Origin of the sequence: Streptomyces sp. LaBMicrA B280, assembly GCF_049222185.1 — a bacterium.
GTDB lineage: Bacteria > Actinomycetota > Actinomycetes > Streptomycetales > Streptomycetaceae > Streptomyces > Streptomyces murinus.
In genome coordinates, this window is record NZ_JBMJCT010000029.1 from 1 (window position 1) to 19,984 (window position 19,984).

Below are 19,984 nucleotides of genomic sequence, written 5' to 3' on the forward strand. Positions count from 1 at the left end.
TGATCAGCCGTTTGTGGGCGGTCTGGAACGAGCCGAGCTCGTCGGGCAGGTCCCGCCAGGGCGAGTTGGTGCGGTACTTCCACGCGATGGCCTCGAGGGTGCGGCGGTGGTCGGCCCACCGCCGCCCGCGGACCGGATCGGCCGGCATCAGCGGCTCGATCCGGTCCCACATCGCATCAGTGATCACTAATCGGACAGACACATCCGATCAACTGACCAACCCATCAAAGAGACACGCTCTAGGCGGGTCCCAGTGCCCGGGCGAAGCAGTCGGCGAGGGTCAGCGCGCGGGGCCGTCGGTGTAGGCCGCCTCGGCCGCCCGGCAGGCCCGGCAGATGACCTCGGCCTGGGGCCCGTAGCGGCGGCTGAGCCCCTGGCAACGCGGGCAGTAGCCGACCTGCGCCGGTGAGCAGCCCAGCAGCTGCGCGGCGGCGGCCCGGTCCGTGGTCGAGTCGATGCGCCGCGGCGTGCCGTTCACGGCTTCGACTGTAGGCCCGCCGGACCGCTGCGGCAGGTCAGCCGCCGGACGCTCACTCAAGGTCGACCCCCAGCTTGGTCTCCGGACGGCAGATCGGACACGGCTCGGCCCCGATCACCGGATCCGCGAGCACCATGCGTGCCTGTGTCGCGCTGATCGCGGAGGGTGTCCGGCGCCCCTGCCGGATCGTGCAGCCGCCTACGTGGACGACGACCGGCAGGGAGTCGTCCGGGCCGAGCTTCGTCTCCATCAGGTACTCGGCCGACGACGACGGCTGTCTCTGGGGCGCGGGCCGCTGCACCGGGCGCTCACGGCTCGGGACCGAGGACGCCCGCGCAAGGGCCTTGTGTACCTCGGCGCACTGGAGGCGCAGGTAGGTAGCGACGGTCTCGGTCTCCGCGATCTGCTGCTCCAGGTGCGTCAGGATCGCCCGGAGCCGGGGTGGGTCAGGGGGCAGGTCGGACATGGCTAGCACCGTGCAGAGCGGCCCACGCGCGCGAGCGCCGGCCGTGCCAGTACGGGTGGGACAGCGCCTGCCCCGACAGCCGAAAGAGGCGTCGCCGCAGGTGAGTATGCGGTTGCACCGCGAGCTGCTGATAGGTGGAGTGCCACTCCTCGTGCACTCGGGTGAGGTCATCAGGGATCGGCCGCATGGCCAGATTCAATCATGCATTCGAACTTTTGTTCCAATTGACTCACCGCGTGATGAGCGCGCGCAGCGGCTGCAGGGAACCATGACGCCGGGCCTGCCAGATACGAGGAACCTGCCGGATCCAGCCGTGACCGCTTCCCGTGACGACCAGGGCCGGGACCTCCTGGTCGATGCCGCCGAACTGGTCGAGACAGCCGAGGTGGCCGGATGGAGTCCGCAGGCCGCAGAGGACGCTCTGGACACCATCGACCTGCTCGTGGAATCGCTCGGGCGCCTCGGCACGCCCGTGGCCAACGCCCTGGCACCGGTCGGTCCTGCGATGGGCGCATTTCGGGCCCTGATCGCCGCCTCGCGGCCCCCCGTACGTGCGGGCCACCGACACCCGCCACGCACATCGCCGAGGACGCCGCCCCTGGCCCCGCCGGGACGACGGACGCCGACCGAACCGCCCCGGAAGAAGAAGGGGACGGCCATGCCCCGGCGCCCGCCTGCACCCGCCCGCCGGTGCCCTCGTGCAAGCGGCCGGGCGAGAACTGGCTCAGCCGCGACCCACTGCGCGCGGAACGTGAGTACCTGAACGCCCACCAGGCACCGTGGGAGCCTTCGGAGGGAGGACCGGGACGCTGTGGTGGCCGAGCTGCACCGGCGGCACTGTGCGGACGACCGTGCTCTCAGATGACGGGCCGGCGTGCGGCCCTCAGCTCCAGACGCTCTCTGCCTCCGGATCGAGATTGGGCCAATCGGACAGCACCTTGGTGATCTTCTCACGGGGCACGGTGACGCCTGGGCTCTGGACAAGGAGTCGCGCGTATTCGACGTCCTCGAGCACCGCGGTGACCAGCCGCCCGTCGGCGGCGCCGTAGCCGAGGAGCAGTCCATACCCGCTGGCCACCATGGGCAGTTGGGAGCCCCAGCAGAACTCCCGGTAAGCGTCAGGAGTCATGCGGGCCGTGAAGGCGAGCCGTCGCCAGTCGATTTCCTCGTGCATGCGCATGGTCTACCCATGCGCATGCACCGTCAGACTCCGCGCGCACACCCCGAATTGCTTGGGGCGGGGGCGGCCGATGCGCGGCTTCGACCAGGCCGTCGGCTCCTGATTCGCGTCGGTCAGGGGGTATCGCCGCAGTAGTAGAAGCGGCACACCGCACCTGGCCACCTGATCGGCGCGGGTCGCCGGGGCGCGGCTCGTACAGCGCCCTGCCGCCGGGCCACCGCCCCAGCTCGGACATCAAAGCGACGCCGTCGTCCACCTCTTCCGGCCGCCAGCCGGTGATGTCGAGCAGCTGTCCGTCCAGCGGCCCGCCAACCAGCGCGGCGTACGTCTGGTGCGGCAGCGGACCGGGGTGGGGGTCGTCGTGGTCGGTGCCGTACACCCGGCCGCGCAGCAGCTGCTCGTCATCGGCTTTCATCCGGCCATCCTCGCAGCTGCCACCGACGACCACCCCGGTCTCCGAGGCCATCGGCTACCGGCGGCCTCGGAGACCGAACCGGCTGCGCTGCTTCAACAACGGTGCTTCCTCCGCCTGGCGGCGCGCGACGCGCTCAGCCTCCGCGCGGTCGGCGGCCTGCTTCGCGCACGGCCCGCACAGCCGGTCCCGCTCGCCGGGCCACGAGGACCGCGTGGTCTCCTGCCAGCGGTCGTCGGTGAACTTGTTGCCACACTGCGTGCACACCGGTCGCTGTGTCTCCCGGTGCGCGGCCTCGCGCTCGGCCTGACGCCGACGGGCCTCCCGGAGCTGCACCGCATACAGCCGGTTGCCGTCGGGGTTGTCCAGGGCCTCGGTGAGCGTCTGCCACTCATCGCGCCCGAGCCTGCGCCATACCGCTCCCGCGGCCCCGGCCGGGTCGGCGGTGATCCGCTCCAGCTCGGTGACGACCACGGGCACCGCCCGGTGGTAGTCGACCGCCGTGTAACTCTCTCTCCCCGGTACGGGGTGCCCGCGAAGTGGACGCGGGCGGCCTGCTCCAGGCGCCGCATCCGGCTCTCGCGCTGCGCGGCGGTCTTCCCCGCGAACACGAACGCCACCGGTACATACCCCTCGCGGCCCGTCGGCGGGTAGATCCGCGACCACAGCCGGAAGTCGTGCACCGCCGCGCCCTGCCTCCGGGCTGCCTTCTCCTTGTTCGGGTCGGCCTTCGGCGCCAGGAGCTCGAACCAGTCGGTGTAGCGGCGCAGCTTGGCCACCAGGTCGTCGACGGGCTCGGTGACGCGGTCGACCTCGAGGAGCATCGCGGGCACTCCGGCGTCCGGGGCGCGCATCGTCAGGTCGGTGTACTGGGTGTAGCCGTACGGGAGGCGGTGGGCGATCTCGGTCTGCCAGGACAGCGGTGTGCCGTACCCGGCCCCGGTGAGCACGGCGGCGGTCGAGGTGACGGCGGCGGCGTGTTCGTCGTAGCCGTCGGATTCCACCGGCCGGCCTTCGTCGTCGTACTCCAGCTTGCGCAGCGCGGAGATCCGTATCGTCTTCGGCAGCAGCAGCTTGGCTTCCTTGTGGCCCTTCTCGGTGAGCACCCACAGCTGGCGCCCCGACTCGATGCGCGTCTCCACTCGGACCAGGCCCGAGCCCTTCAACGCGTTCAGGGTGTCCCTGGTGATCCGGTCATGTCGGTCGGCGGGGCGCAGCATCCGCCAGAGCTGATCGGCGGTAGCGCGCTGGAAGATGCCCAGAGCCCTCAGCACTTCCTTCCTTCGCGCTCCGGTCGGCTCCCAGACCCTAGGAGGGTTGTCGAACGCCTCGCCCGGCCTTGACCGCTGGGGCTGACCTGCGGACACCCGTCCGGCGGGCGAAGTGGCCGTGGAGGGGGCGATGGAGGGGCCCGTGGAGGGTGCCTGCGGAACGACCTGGTTCAGGTCGTCGGCGGGCGCCGGGCCGGGCGCAGTACGAGGGGCTTTGGCGGAGCGGGGTGTGTGGCCGGTGGGCACGGTGTCCTCGGTTTCCCCCGGCCTGCGGGCCGGGTCGGCAGTCGTCCAGCCCGCGCTCAGGTGCGCACGGGCCGGAGCCACCGTGAGGAGGCCCCCCTTGTCCGCTGTCTGACGGCCAGTGACCGCGGGTGTCCGTTTCCTCCTTGACTACTCCCATGTCGTGTGGGTTTGCCCGTGACCGACGCCACATCTTCCGGCTGAAGTTCAACGGGCGGCCCGGGTGTTGGACGGCGAGGCTCCGCGCCGCCAGGCCGAGGGCTTCTGGCCGCGAAACGTCTCGCCGCTCTCGATCCGGGCCTTGTTGCGGGCGAACTCGCGCTCGGCCGCCGACAGCTTCCGGGGCGCGCATCCGGGGTGTCCCCATCTGTCGGTCACCATCCCGATTGTCGTAGGGCGAGTACCACTCCCCTTCCCTCAGCGTGCACTTCGCCCCCTGCACCGGGGCAACAACCGCTTCGGCCTTGAGGACCTCGGCACGCGTGTTGCAGCCGTCGCGGTCGACGTCGATCCAGTGCTTGAACTTGCTGCGCTCATAACCGGTGCGCTCCTCCTGGCGCACCGGCAGCTCGGCGAGAGCGTCACGGACCGGCAGGATCACCGTCTGCCCTGCTACACGCGAGGGCGGTGCGGCTGTAGCCGTGTGGGCAACGGCCGGGACGAGGAGCGCGGTGAAGGCGGCGGCGACTGCGGCGGATCGGGCGAAGCGCACAGGGGTCCTCTCGAAGGTCACGAAGTTTCCGTGATCTTCGTAGTGGCTCCGCCCAGCGGATCGCCCGGGAAAGACGGCCGCTCCACTTGATCGGGTGGCAGGGACGACGGCCGATGCATCGCACCCGCCCGCGCCGCGCCCCCTGTGGGCGCCCTCGCCGCGGCCCGGGACCAGATCGCGTGCCCTCGCGGGTTCGTATGCATCTACCCGACATCAACTTCAACGGCCAGCCCTACGTCAAGCGCGCCATCGACGGGCCGGTGCGGCACCTGCCGGACTACATCCGCAGCAGAGGCAGTTCTGTCATCAACAACAGCAGCCGCACCGCACGCATCTACCAGAAAGAAAACTACTTCGGGCGGCACGTCTGCGTCGGACGCGAGGGCGGCACCATCGGCGACCTGCGCTCCTTCCAGCTCAACGACACCACCCACAGCCTGCGCAACAACGACACCCCTTGCGGCGCCTGAGCAACCCCGGCGGGTCGTTGACGGTGGCTGCGGCACGGCCAGAGCGGCGTGGCGACTGCGATATTCATCCGCTCAGTCTCACAGCCGCGGCCAAGGAGAGCCTGCACGTCTGACTTCCCGTGGCCGCTCACGGCCCGAACCCGGTGTGTGGTTGTTGTCCGCGGACAACAACTGGCCCTTGCGGGCGTTTTGCGCGGTCGGCTTTGACGTGAGGCTAGTAAGGTAGCGCCATGACTGCGCCATACAACCCCAGCGATCGGGAAAAGGTAGTAGCCAAGCTGCCTGCGAGCCTACGTAAGGAACTCAAGGTTCGGGCGGCGGAGCTGGACAGAGATATCCAGGTTGCCGTGACGGAGGGCGTCGAGGCTTGGCTCAAGGCCAAGCCTCGCCCGGAAGTTGACACTCGTGGGGGCTCTTCCTTTTCGACGTACCTCCCAGGCGGGCTGTACGAAAAGCTCAAGCAGTTGTCCAAGCGCCGAGGCATCTCATATAACCAGGGCGTGGCGCAGGCGATCCGGCTCTGGCTCGACAGCAGTCCTTCCCCCCGCCCGAAGCCGGTCCGGGTCACCGGGGCCCGTCGGATCATCTTCGGCAACCAGAAGGGCGGCGTGGGCAAGACGTCGGTTGCGGCCGGCACTGCTCAGGCCCTCGCTGAATCGGGTCACCGCACGCTGCTCATCGACTTCGACCCGCAGGGCCACCTCACCGTGCAGCTCGGTCACAAGATGCTGGACATCGACAGTCCGAGCCTGGCTAAGCACATGCTGGGTGAGGCCAAGGGCGAGCTCCGTGATCTGCTCGTCCCGATACAGGGTGGCGACTTCGAGGACCACCTCTGGCTGTTGCCCTCCTGCAAGGACGCGTTCCTGCTCGACGCCAAGCTGGCCACCAGTCGATTCGTGCGGGTCAAGGAAACCGCCCTTGAGAAGGCACTCGAAGGCCTGGAGCAGGAATTCGACTTCGTCGTCGTCGACTGCCCGCCTAGCCTGGGCTACTCGATGGACACAGCCGTGTACTACTGCCGCACCCGCGAGGGCGAGGACGAGGACACCTCCGGCATCGTGATCGTCGTTCAGGCCGAGGACTCCTCCGCCGACGCGTACGACATGCTCGACGAGCAGATCCAGGACCTTGTTGACGACCTGGACATCGACATCGCTCAACTCGGCTTCGTGGTCAATCTGTACGACGCGCGTAAGGGGTATGTCGCTACGTCGTCCCTCGCCGAGTGGCGCAAGGTCGGCGAACCGCCTGTCATCGCCGTCGTCCCGGAGTTGAAGGACCAGCGCGAAGCTGTTCGCGTGAAGCAGCCCCTCCTGGTGCACGCCCCCTACGGCGAACAGTCGGAGACGATGCGGACCGTGGCGCGAAGGATCAGCGCATGAGCAGCATCGCAGACAAGCTCGGGACCGGATCGTCGTTCAGCCACACTCGCCGGGAACGAAGCGCCCGCGGCAGGGCTAAAGCCATCACGGAAGGCGAGATCCCCAGTTACGAGCTGGTACGGCTCCATCTTGATGAGGTCTCCCCCACCCCCCTCAACCCGCGCCGGAACTTCGGCACCGACGAGGAAAAGACCCGGTTCGGCGAAGAACTCCGCCAGGCACAGCTGGCTGCCTGCGTCGTAGTGACCCGCGGCGCCTATCTGAAACTGTGGCCGGACCACGAGGACCGCATCGGTGCTGCCCTGCACATCCTCGTCAACGGTGAACGCCGCTACCGCAGCGGTGTGCACGTCGGACTTGAAGCCCTGGACTTCGTGGTCCGGGACGAGCTCGCTTCGTCCCGCGAGCAGTTCATAAAGCACCTCCTGGAAGAGAATCTCAACCGGGAAGACTTCGATGTCATCGAGCGCGCCCGCGGCGTCGAGCAACTGGTAAGCGTCTGCGAGGAGCAGTCTGCAAGAGGTGCCCGAGCCCGGGCCGCTGAGCAGCTGGGCAAGGACCGGTCGTGGGTGACCAACCAGCTGGTCCTACTGACCCTCCCGATCGAGATCCAGACGATGCTCAGCTGCGGCACGATGTCCGAACGCGACGGCCGGGCGCTCGCCCGCCACCTGAAGGACAATCCAGAGCTCGATGCGGCCGCCCTCCTGGACCACCTCCAGAAGACCAAGGAGGCCGCTGCCCAGGCCAAGACCGAAGAGAAAGAGGCAGTCACAGCGGTCCGCCAAGGTTTGTTGTCCACGGACAACAAACTCAAGGTGCCCCCGCAGGCCCGCCCCAGTAGCGCAGATCCGGAAGAAGCTCCGGATGAGGGAACGAGAAGGGACCAAGCCAACCGGAACGATTCGTTGTCCGCGGACAACGAACATGCGGAAGGCGGCTCAGAGAAAGATCGCGGGGATGAGCCTCAGGCCATGCGACCAGCAACGTCCCCTGGCACCGCAGACTCCCCCGGCGACTCAGAGCCAGCCAGCTTGCAGGGCCGCCCGCTGCCCTACGACGATCCCGGTCACGTCGCCATGCTCCTGAAACTGAAGATGGATCCAGAGGTCTTCGCCACATGCACCCGCATGATGATGAAAGCCTTGAAGGAACAACAACCCGAAGCCTTCGAGGTGATGGTCCACGAGCTGGCCGAGTAGCCGGGACGCGGCCGTGTGGTAGTTCCGAAGCGATGAAGTGGGCCGTCCGGCCAGCCCGAGGCGATAAGCCGTCGGCGTGTGTGAGTATCCGACCAACGGTCGCGTGAGGTAGAGCGCCGCCGTGTACCACGCGGCTGGCCGCGGTCCTTCTCTGACCGAACCGCTCGCGCAGCAGATCAGCGAGTTCGTCCGGGTACTCCGTTGGCAACTCGCGCAGAACCCCTGAGCCGCAAAAAGGCCCGTACCTCGCCACACATCGCGGCGCGGCACGGGCCTCTTCCGTGTGGTGGTGCGCGTTAGGCCGCCCAGCTCGCAGGCGCGCCTTCGTCAGGGTTGGGGATGCCTGCGGCGGTCGCCGGGGCGGCCGGATGTCGCATGGTGGTGATCGGGACGGCGCCGGGCTCTGTGGCCGGCGCCCACACCATGCGCCAAGTCTCATCCCACTCGCACCCGCAGCCGTGATCGGGATGCTGGTGTCGTAAGAAGACGCCGTTCGTGTGGACGGCGCGCGGAATCCGGGGGATGAGGACCGCCGGGTCGTCGCCCGGGTACAAGTGTAGGTTGCGCCAGCCGTGGACCCGGGCCATGTACGCGTCGGCGGCCGCGATGATGTCGGCCCACCGCTGGTGTCCGAGGACCAGGAAGCCGACCGGGTACAGGTCATCGTCAGCGCCGCCGTCGATCCCGGCGACGAACAGGCCCTGGTGGGCGATGAACCCGTGGTCGGCCGTGCCATCGGCGCAGGGGGTCCAGAGCTGTTCGGCGGGGTGCATGGTGCCGTCGTCGCCCTCGGTGGTCTCGATCTCGCACAAGGGCGGGGCGGTCATGCGCTCACCTCCGTGACGGCGGCGTCCAGGAGCGCCGCGGCTTCGGCCTCGTGCGGGTCGGCGAACAGCTGGTGGTCGCTGACGCTGACGTCGAACGGCTTGAACCTTGCGGCGACGCGGTGGCCGGGCACGAGGGTGGTCTCCCGCCTGTCCAACGTGGCGGTGAGCAGGTCGTAGTCCTGCTGGGAGTGCCGGGTCTGGGTGTACGGTCCGACGCGCAGCGGGGTGAAGCCGTCGAGGCTGCCATCGCGCTTGCGGGCCTCGTTGTAGAGGGCGTAGTGCACGGGGGCCATGCCGACATCGTCAGGCAGGTCGACGACGGCCTGGTCCTCGGGGGAGGGGGCGCCGGGGGCGTGTCCGCGGCAGCGGAGGCGACGGATCATCGGGTGGTCTCCTGCTCGGTGTTGGCGATGCGGCCGCCGGCGGGCGTCTTGAGGACTCGCGGCAGATGGACGTGCAGGTGCTCGACTACGACCTCGCGGCCACAGCCGCGGATTGCTCGGGCAAGGAGTTCGATAAGGCCGCTGGCCCTGTGCCTACCTCCTGCACAGCCGATGGCGATGCGGCGGGGGCCGGCGGGCAGGTCGGCGTAGTCGGCGAGGTTGGCGAGCAGTTCGCGGGCGCCGGGGGTGTTCAGGACGACGTCCTGGACGCGGGGGTTGAGGCCGTCGAGGTCGAGGATGTCGCGGGCGGCGGCCGGGTCGCGGAGCCGGTCGCGGACGTCTTCGATCCGGTCGGCGGCGGGCGGGACGGGGGAGCCGTCCGGGCCGGTGGGCAGGTGCAGGTAGCCGAACGAGGTCAGACAGATCGGGCGCAAGGGTGAGCCTCCTGCTCGGTGGTAAGGGGCGTGCGGAACACGCGGAGCGCCGCGCCCTGCGGGGAAGGGCGGGGCGCGGCGCTCCGGGGGGCTACTGGGTGGGGGTGACCACGAGGAACTGGTCGGTGCGCAGGTCCATCACGACCTGAGCCGGTGTGCCCTGGGCTCGTTGGGCGGCGGCGTATTCGTCGGCGGACCAGGAGCCGCGGGGGTGACCGGCGGGGAACCTCTCCAGCACGGTGCGCTGTGCGGTCGTCATCGCGGGTCGCGTTCCTCGTAGGCGTCGATCAGGTCGCTGATCGCGTCGGGGTTGGCGGCCTCACCGACCCACCGGCCGGACACGGTGAAGACCGGGACCTGGTCGCGGTCGGCGTCGAAGACCGCCATGTAGGTGCCCCAGCGCTCCAGCACGAGGTCGTAGAGCACGGGGGCCGGGGCGGCCTCGAGGACCTCCAGGGCGTCGACGGTGAAACGGGCCGGGGCGGTGGGGTCGTCGGGCTGGACGACGATGCCGGTGACACGCAGCAGGTCGCCAGGCTGGATCTCGCGCAGGAGTACGTCGGCGATGCGCGGGTCGGCGGTGGTGCAGACGTAGACGGTGTCGGGGGTGTCGGGCGCGATGGTGTCCGCGTCAGCGGGGGAGTGGATCAGGTCGAACGTCGCGGTGCCCCAGCCGCTGCCGGGGGCCGGGATCGCGTCGACGTAGCCGTCTATGGCGAGGTGCGTCTGGGGGTTCATCAGCGGGCCTCCGCCCGGGGCTTGGTGGAGCGAGGGGAGCGGGGTCGGGTCGGGCGCTTCTGTGCGAGCACCAGGAGCTCGCGGTTGCGCCGTTGCTCTGCGGGGGTGAGCGGCCAGGCCTTCGCGCCGTCGCGGTGCCACAGCGGCGAGGCCGGCGGCTCCGGGTAGGCGAGGGCGTGGTCGACGTCGCGGTGGGTGCTGCTCATGGGTTCCTCCAGATGGAGGTCAGGCGTGGTCGTCTTGGCCCTTGGACTTGGATTTGGGCTTCGGCGCGAGGTCGGAGGCGAATCGCCCGAGGCGGGCCTCAACGGGGTTGGCGGTGAGCCAGTCCTCCGCGCAGGCCTTGTGCGCGGGCTCGCCGGAGTGGGAGCGCATGGGTGTGGGCCGGCCGCACAGCGTGCAGGGAAGGTTCTGCCAGTGGTCGAAGTGCTGGCCGTCGCGCCAGACGAGAAGCTCGCCGGGGGCCGGGATCAGGCCCGGCTCGAACGGCGGCTTCTCCTTCGTGCGTGCCTTGCGGGTCACGGCCGGAATGCGGGCAGCTGCTGGAGCACGCGCTCCAGGAGGTCCGGCGTCGGTTTCCAGGGCACGACCTGTCCGCGCGCGGGGACGGGCAGGGGGAGTTCCTGGACGTCGTCGAGCACCAGGTGCCAGGCGCCCGGGTGCGCCCACGGCGAGCAGAGCGGCGCGCCGTCGGGGTCCTGGTGGCAGTCGGTGATCCGGGCGACGCCGACCACGGCGCCGGTGACCAGCTGGCGGTCGCGGATCGTGCGGCCGATCAGCGGGATCCGCAGGGCGGGCCGGTCGACGGTCTTGCTGGTGTGCAGCAGCACCCAGCCGGTCCGCCACCGGCCGGGACGGTTCTCCACCGTCTTGGCCCCGGCGAGGATGCAGGCCGCGTACGGCTGCCGGATGCTGATGCCCCGGATCCAGTCGCCCTCGGGCAGGGTCGCGGTGCTCATGCGGCCCGCCCCCACGCGGCCGTGCCCGGACGTCCGACCCGGCGCCCGTTGATGGACGGGACCGTGGTGTGCGCGGGAGTGGCAAGGGTCGCGCGGCCGGAGTGCTTGCCGTCGTACAGCGCGGTGTCGGCCGCCCTCTGCAGGGCGGTCAGGTCGCGGGTGCCAAGGGTGTCGGGGGTCGCGGCGCCGACCGAGGCGGCGACGTCGACGGTGCGGCCGTCGTCCAGGACTACCGGCATGTGCAGCATCCGGACCAGCTGCGCGAGGCGCTGCTCCAGGAGCGCGGCAGGCACCTGGACGACGGCGGCGAACTCATCGCCTCCGAGGCGGCCGGTGGCGGCGCGCGGGCCCGCCCACGCGGTGAGCCGGGCGCCGAACGCGGCGAGCACGGCGTCCCCGGCCGGGTGCCCGACCGTGTCGTTGATCTGCTTGAAGTGGTCGGCGTCGACCATGACCACGGTCGCGCTGTCGCCGTGCCGGGCGAGAATGCGGCGGGCGCGGGCGGTGTAGGCGTCGCGGCGCAGCAGACCGGTCAGCGGGTCCTTCTCCTTGGCGGCGATCTGCTTGAGCAGCACAATCGCGTGGACGGCCCAGCCGGTCAGCGGGACGGCTGCGGCGGTGATCAGGAGGGTGCGCGGGCCGAACCGGCCCGTCGTGTGCAGGACGGAGTCCATACTGAGGATCTCCCTCTCGTCTGTACGGGTTGGGGGCCCGGGGCGGCCGACGTGGTTACCAGGCCGATGGCGGCCGTCCCGGGGCAGAGCTACAGCTCGAAGGGGCTGGAGTTGAGCCAGCTGTACAGGCTCCTCCAGGGGCCGGCCTTCGCGGCGGCCCAGTCGAGCTCCCAGCCGGGCCGGTAGCCGCAGGCTCCCTAGCCGTCCGGCAGCCCGTGGGGATCTCGAGTCCGGCCGCCGTCGCGGCGCGTGCCGCGTCGTAGACCTCGTGTGCGATCCGTACGGCGGCGCTTCGGCTGTCGGCGCGGCCGGTGAAGACGTGCACGCTGCTCAGGCTTCTCTCGCTTCCGTTCGCTTTCGTGGTTGAGGGGCCACTGCGGCCGCCCCGAGCCCGGCGGGTGCGGATCCGGGGCGGCAGAGTGCGCTCAACGCGAAGGAGGATGGGGTCAGCTGGCCCTCTCGATGCCGTCGCGCAGGTGGGTCCGCGCTCGGGCCAGCAGCGAGCCCTGGTCGCCGTCCACGCCGGTCAGTGCGTCGGTGAGAGGGTGCGGCGGGGGTGGCGAGCCCGGCGATTCCGACTGGGGAAGGGCAGGTGGCAGTCCGGGCAGCCGTGGAACCAGTGCTCGCGGTCGGGGAGTTCGGCCGGGGCGAGCGGGTGCGGCCCGTCGGCGGCGCGGCTCACGCGCGGAACGCGCAGGGCGGGCCATCGATTTACTGACCCGCGTGCAGGAACCTCCAACCGCGCCAGTTCCAGAACTTGGGGCGGTTCTCGATCCTCTTGGTGCCAGTCAGGATGCAGGTGGCGTGCGGCTGCTGGGCGGTGATACCGCGGATCCAATCGCCCTCGGGCAGGGGCGCGGTGCTCATACTGTCGCGCTGTCTCCGTGGGCCTCCGGCTCCAGCCCTTCCGCTTCCACGACTTCCTCGCAGCCGGAGGCGAGGTTGGTCTGACGGTCGGCCAGCTCCTGGTGGGCGTCGAGGAGTTCTACCAGGTGGGCTGGTCCGGAGAGGATGGTGGTGCCCTCGCCGGTCTCCAGGGTGTACTGCTGGCGCCAGCCCACCGATCGCTTGGTGCCGAGGTCATGGTGGTCGGGCTGGTAGCGCAGGTACAGGCCGGGGGCGAGGTAGCAGGTGGCGGTGCCGTCTTCGTAGCCGTGCCACAGGTCATCGCTCGGAGCGGGGGTGTACAGGCCGCATCGGTACCAGTGGGCCTTGGCTTTGTACGCGGCGTCGAGGGCCGTCTGCGCGGCGACGCGGGGACGGACTTCGCCCACAGCTGTGGCCAGCGGTTCCGACGCGGCGCGGGATGGGGAACCGGTGAGGTGGTAGAGCACGCCTTCGGTGACGATGGCTGCGGTCAGTCCGGCGGCCACGCTGGCGACGAGGCGGCTGGTGGAGCCGTGATGGTCGGTGGTGTGGGCGTGGGTGTAGCGGCCGACGGCGGTTCCGACGACAACTCCACCGACCATGGTGATGCTGTCGAGGACGCTCTCACTGACGGTGCGTCCGGTGATCTTGGTGGCCACTGGGTTCTCCTTCTCTGGTACGGGCCGGAGCTGTCCGGTCCTCGGCGCTGTCCCGGCCGCGGGGTGTCACGGTCGGGACGGCACCGGGGGCCGTCAGGGGGGGCAGAGGGGGTCACCTCGAGGCGGCGACGGCGGCGGCGATCGTTTCCGCGAAGTGGTGGAACGCCTGGTCAAGGGCGTAATTTCCGCCCAGCGGGCCGCCCAGGGTGTAGAAGTTGCCCTTGCCGGTGGCCTCGGCGAGGGCCTTGAGATGGATCCGGCGGTCCGCCCACCAGTGAGTGCTGGCCGACAGGGCGAGCGCGGCGGCAACCCGGCTGGGCTTCAAGCCCAGGCCGAGCGCGCGGGACCCGGCGGCCAGGACCAGGGCCTGTGTGGCGGTGTAGGTAGCGACGTGTGCGGTGCAGGCCAGACGCCCGGCCCGGCTGAACTGTCCCTTGGTGGCTGCTTGGTAGTCGGACTGGATCCAGTGGTCGCCCAGATCTGCTGCCATGCGCAGCAGGGCGTAGGCGGCGGCGAAGCGTGCGGCTCGATCGGCCATCTTGAGGTACTCCTCATCTCGCGTGTCGGGGTGCAGGGTCTGAGCGGATGCGGTGACCGCCCTCGGGCGTCACGGCTGGGTGTGGGGGGTTTCGAAGACTTCGCCGCGCTAGATGTCCAGGAAGTTCAGGCGCCGACGGGGGTCGTCACCGGTGTGCCCCGGTGGCTGTGGTGAGCGCGGAGGCGAGGTGCACGGTGAGGAAGCCCTCGGCGTGCAGCTGGTCGGCGGTGGGCAGTTGGACCTGGAGGTCGTGCAGCACATGGCTGGGCACGACGCGCTCGCGCGCGGCGTTCTGCGCCTGCGCCGTGGCGAGCGGCACATCGAACAGGACCGCCACGACGGGGCGGTGCCAGTAGCGGGCGCGGGCCAACAGTCCAGCCCGGACGTGTGCGAAGACGTTCGTGGCGTCCACCACGGTGGTGCGGCTGCGGGCGAGGCGGGCGTCCAGGAGCAGGTTCTGGATCTGGGCGGCGACCGGGGTGGCCGACTGGTCCGTCATGTCGTCGGTCGCCGCCAGTCGGTACTCGTCCAGGCAGACCCGCCAGCTGGGCGGGTACTGGGCGGCGAAGGTCGACTTGCCGCAGCCGGGGACGCCGACCAGTACGGCGAGCGTGCCGTCGGCGAGGGGGAGGCGGCTGCCCGGAGGCAGGGTGGGCGCGGTGTCCGGCGTGATCACGGGTGGGCTTCTCCTTCTGAAGGACCCTGGAAGGACGCGGTGCTGACCGGTCGGCTACTACCGGCCCCGAGGCCTGCGGGGCGGGTTTCGGGGGCGGTGGAAGCGGGCCGGGTCAGACCGTGCGGACGCTGCCGTTGTGGGTGCGGGTGCGGATGTCGAGGTCCTGGCGGCCGCGTACGCCGCGCAGGGTGGTCGATCCGTTGTGGCTGCGGACCTCGATCCGGCCGGTGGCCTGCGGAGTGGCGGCGAGGTCCAGGGTGCCGTTGTGGCTGATCACGCGGGCGCCGTGGCCGCTGTAGCTGTCGATCTTGGTGTGGCCGTTGTGGGAGTCGATGTCGACCGATTCCTGGATGGCGTCGAAGGTGTAGTTGCCGTTGTGGCCGGTGACCTTCACGCGGCCGACGACGCCGGCGGTGACGTGTCCGTTGTGGGTGTCCATGCGCAGGGCGGCGAGCGGGCCGGTGACGTTCAGGTGGGCGTTGTGGGTGCTGGCCTTGACGCCGGACCCGGCCGGGAGAGTGACGAGGACCTCGATCGGACTGGAGGGGACCGAGCCGTTGAAGTCGCCGACGTACATGTCGCCGTTGACGATCCGCACGCCGGTGACCGAGCCGTGGACGGTGCCGACGCTCTGGTACACCGTGGTCCGGCCGTCCCGGCTGGTGACGGTCTGGGGGACGCCGGTGGCGCTCTCGGTGTCGGGGACGCGGATGGTGAGCTGGTCGCCGTCGAGGGAGATGGTGCTGTCGCGTACGGCGTCGGCGGAGGGGCCGGTCTTGTCGTCGGTGCGCACCGTGACGCTGGGAACGGTGGCGGTCGGGTCGACGGTCACCTTGATGAGGCCGGACGGGCAGGTGATGTCGGCGAGGTACGGCTGGCCCGCGGGTGCTTCTCGCCTGGTCCGCTGACCGGTGGGCTGTGCGGCGGTAGGGCTGGGGCCGTTCGTGAGCAGGGCGATGACCTCGGCGGCCGCCGCGGCGGGGAGATTGTGCCGACGTGCCAGCTCGACGGCGGGGTCCTGGCTGGCGGAGATGGCGCGCTGGTAGGTGGCGCGGAAGCCTGGGAGGCGCTTGTCGAACGCGGCCTGGACGAGCTCGGTTGCCCACGACTCGCCCTGCGCGACGGACTGTGTGACGGCCTGCTGGAACTCCGCCTCCGCCTGGTCCTCGGGCATGGTGGAGGCGATGGTGAGGAAGAGGCTGGTCACCATCGTGGCCGTGGGCTCGCTGACGCCGTACTCGGTCATGAAGTCGCGGATGAGTTCGTCGCGGTCGCCGGTGGTGAACACGGCGAGCATGTCCTGGTTGAACACGGGTTTCCCCTCAGCTGGTCAGGTGATTGGTGCGCAGGGCGGTCAGGCTGCTGTCGAAGGTGCCGACGGGATGTAGGAGCCGGGGTCGGCGGGGGTTCCGTCGAAGCACTCCAGGCAGCAGCCGAGTTTCTTCGAGAGGCAGATGTAGAAACGCCTCCGGCACTGGCCACAGGTCTGCCGAGCTGCCATCGCCTGATCGAGGGCCCACTCCTGAGCGAGCGTCGGCACCCGCTTGGGCACCGCCAGGTCGACGCGGAGCAGGAAGCCGCGGGTGGGGTGGGTGCACGACAACTGCGGCCGGGTGGCGCACAGCTTGCAGCGCAGGATCGCGACCGGACCCCCGTTGTCGCCGGGGCTAAGGCCCATGTCCCGTAACTGCCGCCTGGTCACGAGCCCTTCGGGCACCGTGCTGCGGTCGTACTCGGGCAGTCCTGCTTCGCCGCGCGGCACCCGGTTCACCTCGCGGCGGCGGCGCTTCTTCCTCGGGCGCGGCATCACCTGCTCCAGGCGCCGGGCAGCCGCTCGGGGCGGTGCGGGTAGCGGGGGCCGGGGCGCTGCGGGCGGGACCGGCCGATCCGGCGGCGCGGGCGGGGAATGAGCACGAGCGGTTCCTCCAACGGGTCGATGGGGACAGCGCTGCGCCCCGCCGACGTCGTGCTGGTGTCGGCGAGGCGCGTGGGCGGTGCAGGCTGCCCGGAGGCGGTCAGCGGATCTCGTTGCGGGTGTGGGCGAAGAACGCGCCGCGCGTGGTGCTGTGGTTGTGGATCTCGGTGCGGTGGGTGATCGGGGCCTCGAAGACGTTGTTGGTGACGGCCGCGCGGGCCTTGCTGATCGCGCCGCCGATGGCGGTGGCGAGCATCGCGATGCCCGCGAAGGGCAGGGTGACCATCAGGACACCGTTCAACGTGACGGACGACAGACCTTGGAGCGCGAGCCAGGCCCCGCAGCCGATGCCGGTGACCCCTGCGCCCACGCCGATGGAAGCCACCGCGATCCCGGCCGCCCAGGCCGGGACGATCCGGTGGTCCTCCTGCCGCACGGGCGGGGTGGTACCGAAAGCCGGCGGCTCGGTGGTGTCGCGGAACGAGGTGGGGTGGTGGCGTACGGGCTTGCCCGCCCATTCGTCGAGCAGGCGGCGGGCTTCGGCTGCGGCCTCGGACTCGGGCATGCCGGGCCGGGGGGTGTTCAGGTGGTCCATCGGGGGTCTTCCGATCGCGCGGGAAGGGGGGCACCCTCCTGGCCGAGGTGGCCGGGAGGGGGCGGGGGAGTGGCCGCGCGCAACGGCGGAGGGGCCGCCCGGTCAACTCCGGCGGCGCCCTTCGGCGTCGTGCGTGGTGGTGCGGGCTGTCAGGCGGGGGTGTAGTTCAGTGCCCCGCAGTTCCAGCAGTCCCATTCGGCGGGGACTTCGACCAGGTCGCAGCAGTCACTGCCTTCGCCGTCCACGACGCAGTCCTCGCCGCAGTCCCAGCAGGTGAAGTGCAGGTGCGCCATGCCCTCGTCCTTCCCCGTGATCGCGATGGGGTTCGACAAGAGCATGCGCCGGATTCCGGGGATTTACAGCCGGGTTGGGGAAGTCGGCCGGGCCTTCGGGGTCAGAAGCTGGAGATCAGTCCGGCGAGTGAGGCGAGGCCGCTGTTGATGGTCGGGGCCAGGCCGGTCGCGGCGATGGTGAAGCCGAACAGCGTGCAGGCCAGTGCAGAGCCGACACGGACGTAGCCGCCCTTGACCAGGACGACAACGATGATGCCCAGCAGTGCGGCGGCGGAGATGGACAGGGCCATGGTGGTGATGCTCCTTCAAGGGGGCAGGGTTGGGGCGGCCGCGCTCGGGCGGTCCGGCTCCGTGCATGGGTGGGTGTGATCAGGCGTCGGTGAGGCTCTTGATGGCCTCGAGTGCCTGGCGGGGGGAGGTGACCTGCTCGGAGCGGCGGCCGCCGCCCTTGGAGCCGCGCCCGCCTCCGCCCTTGCCTCCGCCTGCGCCGCGCCGGCGGGGGCGGCCCTCGTCCTCGTCGTCCTCGTCGGGCTCGGGCCAGAACTCACCGGGCCTCGGCTCGGGCTCGTTCCAGTCGAACCACAGGCCTCGCTTGGTCAGCTCGCTGATCTCGTGGTCGGTGAGCCGGTTGACGTCGTCGGGGAACAGCTCGGAGAGGTCGGTGTCGAAGTCCGCGTACAGCGACCGCATGAGCACGGCGCGGCCGTTGTCGAGGATGATGACCGCGACACCGCCGGTGCTGACGCCGTTCTCCGGGTCCGCTTCGCCGCGCATGGCCCGCTCGATCGCGGAGCCTTCGCTGCGGGAGTAGCGGGCCGGGATGGTCGGCACGTCGTAGGCGTTCTCCATGGTGCCCTCCGCCGCCTTGCGGGTGGCGGCGGGCGAGCCCATGTTGAAGATGACCGGGCGCGAGTTCTGCCGGAGGTTGTCCTTCATCTCCGTGGAGAACCCGTTGTGTGCGAACGGGCTCTGTCCGGCCGGGTTGAAGCTGACGCCGTACTTCAGGCCGGTGACCGTGAGGTCCTCGCCGTCCTTCTGGATGAAATCGCCGAAGTCCGCGTCCTGCGCCGCGGTCATGAACTCGTCCGCGTACACGTTGAGCTGCCGGTACGGGCAGCGCGGGTCGCCCGGTTTGTAGTCGTGCGGCTGGCCGTCGTGCGGCCAGGGCATCTCCGCCCTGATCTCGCAGAGTGCTTTCGCCGCCCGCAGCGAGCGGGCCATCCACAGGGCGTTCGATCCCTGCCGGTCGATGTACCTCCCGAGCACGGTGGTCTTCTCGTCCTTGCGGACGGTGGACAGCCACACCACCTGGCCGTCCAGGGACTGGGCGGCCATGTTGATCGCGAAGAACTGTGTCTTGCCGGAGCGGGACACCCCGAGGGTGAGGCCGTGGGCGGGGGCGTTCTTGTCGTGCTGGTACACCATGGTCTTCACCGGCTGGCCAGTGATGGTGAACCCGCACACGTACATGCCCTTGGTGTCCGGGGTGAGCAGCTCTCGGGTGGCGGGGAAGATCGCGCTGAGTGGCGGGGTGTCGAACGCGCTGATCAGGAACTCGGCGCCGTCGATGAGGACGAACACGCAGGAGTCGTCCTCGGGCAGGTCCAGCGCACGGCAGACCTTGGGCAGGTCGATGCGCGGCGACTCGGTGGAGTCGCTCATCTTCGCCCGGTAGAAGGTGACCCCGCGCTCGTTGTCGCGGGTCTTGTGGACCAGTTCGGAGCCGGGGGCGCCGCCCTTGGGGCGGGCGACCCGGTCGATCCAGCGCTCCTGCGCGGTCGGCTTGGCGCGGCGCCGGGCGTTGGCGTCGGGGGTGATGCGGGCCTCCAGCCATCCGGGGCCGCCCTGGCGGCCGGGCTGGATGGCGACCTCCACCAGGACGACGTCACCGGAGTGCACGCCGAACGGCGCGGCGACATCGGCCTCGTTGAGGCCGGTGATCGGCCGTCCCGTCTCCGAGGCGCGCAGCAGGATCGTCATGTCGTGCTGCATGCCGGGGTGCCGGGTGGCCTTGACGATGTGCGTGCGGCCGGGCATCCCGGCCTGCTCCCACAGCATCCGGGCGTCGCGGGTGAGCAGGTCGGCTCCGTCGTCCGGTACGGCCGGGGGCGGCTCGGGCGCTTCGGCCGGCGCCAGCTGGGGGGCCTGGGCCGGGGCCTGGGTTGCGAGCGCGGGGCGGTGGCGGCGGCGGGTGTGCCGGGAGAACGGCATCACCAGACAGCCGGCCGCCGCCCATCCGGCGGCGAGCAGCCCGTCCATCCAGCACGGGCCGAAGCCGGTGGTGTACCCGGCGGCGACGTCGACGGCGGCGGCCAGGACCAGCGGAGACCAGCGCAGGATCTTGCGCCCGGCGCCGGGCTTGTCGCTCTTGGCGGCCAGGACCCAGCCGCCGATCCCGGCGGCGCCGGCGAGCTGCACGACCTGGTTGGCGGGGCTGTCGGGGTAGAGGTTCGGGGCCACGGCCAGCACGGGCGCGGCAAGGGTGTAGGCGAGGCGTTCGAGCGTGACACTGCGCGGCGTGGCCACCGGTCTTCTCCTTCGGGAACAGCCGCGGGCGGCCCCGCAGGTGACGCGGTGCCGCCTGCGGCGGGGTGGGTGGGGGAGGGG

At 70.5% G+C, this 19,984-nt stretch carries 27 protein-coding genes and 1 pseudogene; 3 read left to right on the top strand and 25 right to left on the bottom strand.

The annotated features are described in order from the left end of the window. The 7 genes and pseudogenes from ACLF5H_RS23700 to ACLF5H_RS23730 all read right to left on the bottom strand — a co-directional run. On the bottom strand, window positions 1–202 hold a 202-nt coding region (locus ACLF5H_RS23700), incomplete at its 3' end, for a transposase (protein ID WP_421678036.1). 78 nt (window positions 203–280) lie between these two features. Further along, window positions 281–478, bottom strand: coding sequence for a hypothetical protein (locus tag ACLF5H_RS23705; protein ID WP_421678037.1), 198 nt, complete (start codon window positions 476–478; stop codon window positions 281–283). Between the two features lie 52 nt (window positions 479–530). Then, complete coding sequence (locus tag ACLF5H_RS23710) at window positions 531–944, bottom strand: DUF6233 domain-containing protein (protein WP_421678038.1); 414 nt, start codon at window positions 942–944, stop codon at window positions 531–533. An 883-nt stretch (window positions 945–1,827) separates the two neighbouring features. Then, window positions 1,828–2,118: a hypothetical protein gene (locus ACLF5H_RS23715; protein ID WP_421678039.1), complete on the bottom strand. Its 291-nt coding sequence runs from the start codon at window positions 2,116–2,118 to the stop codon at window positions 1,828–1,830. Between the two features lie 119 nt (window positions 2,119–2,237). Continuing rightward, window positions 2,238–2,539: pseudogene (locus ACLF5H_RS23720) on the bottom strand (hypothetical protein). A gap of 92 nt (window positions 2,540–2,631) precedes the next feature. After that, complete coding sequence (locus ACLF5H_RS23725) at window positions 2,632–3,810, bottom strand: replication-relaxation family protein (RefSeq protein WP_421678040.1); 1,179 nt, start codon at window positions 3,808–3,810, stop codon at window positions 2,632–2,634. A gap of 447 nt (window positions 3,811–4,257) precedes the next feature. After that, the gene (locus ACLF5H_RS23730; RefSeq protein ID WP_421678041.1) at window positions 4,258–4,431 is read right to left on the bottom strand and encodes a hypothetical protein; all 174 of its coding nucleotides are present in this window, start codon (window positions 4,429–4,431) and stop codon (window positions 4,258–4,260) included. Window positions 4,432–4,959: 528 nt separating this feature from the next. Between ACLF5H_RS23730 and ACLF5H_RS23735 the strand changes: the two genes are divergently transcribed. The 3 genes from ACLF5H_RS23735 to ACLF5H_RS23745 all read left to right on the top strand — a co-directional run bounded on the left by ACLF5H_RS23735 (window position 4,960) and on the right by ACLF5H_RS23745 (window position 7,819). Beyond that, window positions 4,960–5,232: a peptidase inhibitor family I36 protein gene (locus ACLF5H_RS23735; protein WP_421678042.1), complete on the top strand. Its 273-nt coding sequence runs from the start codon at window positions 4,960–4,962 to the stop codon at window positions 5,230–5,232. Between the two features lie 230 nt (window positions 5,233–5,462). Beyond that, entirely contained in the window at window positions 5,463–6,617 is a 1,155-nt protein-coding gene (locus ACLF5H_RS23740; RefSeq protein WP_421678043.1) for a ParA family protein, read from the top strand. Next, window positions 6,614–7,819, top strand: a complete 1,206-nt coding sequence (locus ACLF5H_RS23745) for a ParB/RepB/Spo0J family partition protein (protein WP_421678044.1) — start codon at window positions 6,614–6,616, stop codon at window positions 7,817–7,819. The genes ACLF5H_RS23740 and ACLF5H_RS23745 overlap by 4 nt, the downstream gene beginning before the upstream one ends. A gap of 296 nt (window positions 7,820–8,115) precedes the next feature. Here ACLF5H_RS23745 and ACLF5H_RS23750 read toward each other — a convergent pair whose 3' ends face one another. The 18 genes from ACLF5H_RS23750 to ACLF5H_RS23835 all read right to left on the bottom strand — a co-directional run bounded on the left by ACLF5H_RS23750 (window position 8,116) and on the right by ACLF5H_RS23835 (window position 19,903). After that, entirely contained in the window at window positions 8,116–8,646 is a 531-nt protein-coding gene (locus ACLF5H_RS23750; RefSeq protein ID WP_421678045.1) for a hypothetical protein, read from the bottom strand. Beyond that, window positions 8,643–9,029 carry a hypothetical protein gene (locus ACLF5H_RS23755; RefSeq protein ID WP_421678046.1) on the bottom strand — a complete coding sequence of 129 codons (387 nt, stop codon included), beginning with the start codon at window positions 9,027–9,029 and terminating at the stop codon, window positions 8,643–8,645. The genes ACLF5H_RS23750 and ACLF5H_RS23755 overlap by 4 nt, the downstream gene beginning before the upstream one ends. Further along, window positions 9,026–9,463, bottom strand: coding sequence for a RapZ C-terminal domain-containing protein (locus tag ACLF5H_RS23760; protein ID WP_421678047.1), 438 nt, complete (start codon window positions 9,461–9,463; stop codon window positions 9,026–9,028). Before ACLF5H_RS23760 ends, ACLF5H_RS23755 begins: the two co-directional genes overlap by 4 nt. A gap of 91 nt (window positions 9,464–9,554) precedes the next feature. After that, entirely contained in the window at window positions 9,555–9,722 is a 168-nt protein-coding gene (locus tag ACLF5H_RS23765) for a hypothetical protein (protein ID WP_421678048.1), read from the bottom strand. Next, on the bottom strand, window positions 9,719–10,201 hold the full coding sequence (locus ACLF5H_RS23770) for a hypothetical protein (RefSeq protein ID WP_421678049.1): 483 nt from the start codon (window positions 10,199–10,201) through the stop codon (window positions 9,719–9,721). Before ACLF5H_RS23770 ends, ACLF5H_RS23765 begins: the two co-directional genes overlap by 4 nt. Beyond that, the gene (locus ACLF5H_RS23775; RefSeq protein WP_421678050.1) at window positions 10,201–10,407 is read right to left on the bottom strand and encodes a hypothetical protein; all 207 of its coding nucleotides are present in this window, start codon (window positions 10,405–10,407) and stop codon (window positions 10,201–10,203) included. The genes ACLF5H_RS23770 and ACLF5H_RS23775 overlap by 1 nt, the downstream gene beginning before the upstream one ends. Window positions 10,408–10,426: 19 nt before the next feature. Then, window positions 10,427–10,723: a hypothetical protein gene (locus ACLF5H_RS23780; RefSeq protein ID WP_421678051.1), complete on the bottom strand. Its 297-nt coding sequence runs from the start codon at window positions 10,721–10,723 to the stop codon at window positions 10,427–10,429. Further along, window positions 10,720–11,160 carry a hypothetical protein gene (locus ACLF5H_RS23785; protein ID WP_421678052.1) on the bottom strand — a complete coding sequence of 147 codons (441 nt, stop codon included), beginning with the start codon at window positions 11,158–11,160 and terminating at the stop codon, window positions 10,720–10,722. Before ACLF5H_RS23785 ends, ACLF5H_RS23780 begins: the two co-directional genes overlap by 4 nt. Beyond that, window positions 11,157–11,834 carry a GGDEF domain-containing protein gene (locus tag ACLF5H_RS23790; protein WP_421678053.1) on the bottom strand — a complete coding sequence of 226 codons (678 nt, stop codon included), beginning with the start codon at window positions 11,832–11,834 and terminating at the stop codon, window positions 11,157–11,159. The genes ACLF5H_RS23785 and ACLF5H_RS23790 overlap by 4 nt, the downstream gene beginning before the upstream one ends. An 863-nt stretch (window positions 11,835–12,697) precedes the next feature. After that, the gene (locus ACLF5H_RS23795; RefSeq protein ID WP_421678054.1) at window positions 12,698–13,360 is read right to left on the bottom strand and encodes a hypothetical protein; all 663 of its coding nucleotides are present in this window, start codon (window positions 13,358–13,360) and stop codon (window positions 12,698–12,700) included. 112 nt (window positions 13,361–13,472) lie between these two features. Beyond that, window positions 13,473–13,898 carry a transcriptional regulator gene (locus tag ACLF5H_RS23800; RefSeq protein ID WP_421678055.1) on the bottom strand — a complete coding sequence of 142 codons (426 nt, stop codon included), beginning with the start codon at window positions 13,896–13,898 and terminating at the stop codon, window positions 13,473–13,475. Between the two features lie 145 nt (window positions 13,899–14,043). Further along, on the bottom strand, window positions 14,044–14,574 hold the full coding sequence (locus tag ACLF5H_RS23805) for an AAA family ATPase (protein WP_421678056.1): 531 nt from the start codon (window positions 14,572–14,574) through the stop codon (window positions 14,044–14,046). A gap of 112 nt (window positions 14,575–14,686) precedes the next feature. Beyond that, a complete protein-coding gene (locus tag ACLF5H_RS23810) occupies window positions 14,687–15,886 on the bottom strand; it encodes a hypothetical protein (protein WP_421678057.1) in 1,200 nt (399 codons plus the stop codon). A gap of 42 nt (window positions 15,887–15,928) precedes the next feature. Beyond that, window positions 15,929–16,381 (bottom strand): RRQRL motif-containing zinc-binding protein, encoded by a 453-nt coding sequence (locus ACLF5H_RS23815; RefSeq protein WP_421678058.1) that lies wholly within the window; start codon window positions 16,379–16,381, stop codon window positions 15,929–15,931. A gap of 208 nt (window positions 16,382–16,589) precedes the next feature. Then, on the bottom strand, window positions 16,590–17,084 hold the full coding sequence (locus ACLF5H_RS23820) for a hypothetical protein (protein ID WP_421678059.1): 495 nt from the start codon (window positions 17,082–17,084) through the stop codon (window positions 16,590–16,592). Between the two features lie 149 nt (window positions 17,085–17,233). Beyond that, window positions 17,234–17,422, bottom strand: coding sequence for a hypothetical protein (locus ACLF5H_RS23825; RefSeq protein WP_421678060.1), 189 nt, complete (start codon window positions 17,420–17,422; stop codon window positions 17,234–17,236). Between the two features lie 56 nt (window positions 17,423–17,478). Beyond that, window positions 17,479–17,667: a hypothetical protein gene (locus ACLF5H_RS23830; protein WP_421678061.1), complete on the bottom strand. Its 189-nt coding sequence runs from the start codon at window positions 17,665–17,667 to the stop codon at window positions 17,479–17,481. Between the two features lie 79 nt (window positions 17,668–17,746). Next, window positions 17,747–19,903 (bottom strand): chromosome segregation protein ParM, encoded by a 2,157-nt coding sequence (locus ACLF5H_RS23835; protein ID WP_421678062.1) that lies wholly within the window; start codon window positions 19,901–19,903, stop codon window positions 17,747–17,749. Window positions 19,904–19,984 lie beyond the last annotated feature (81 nt).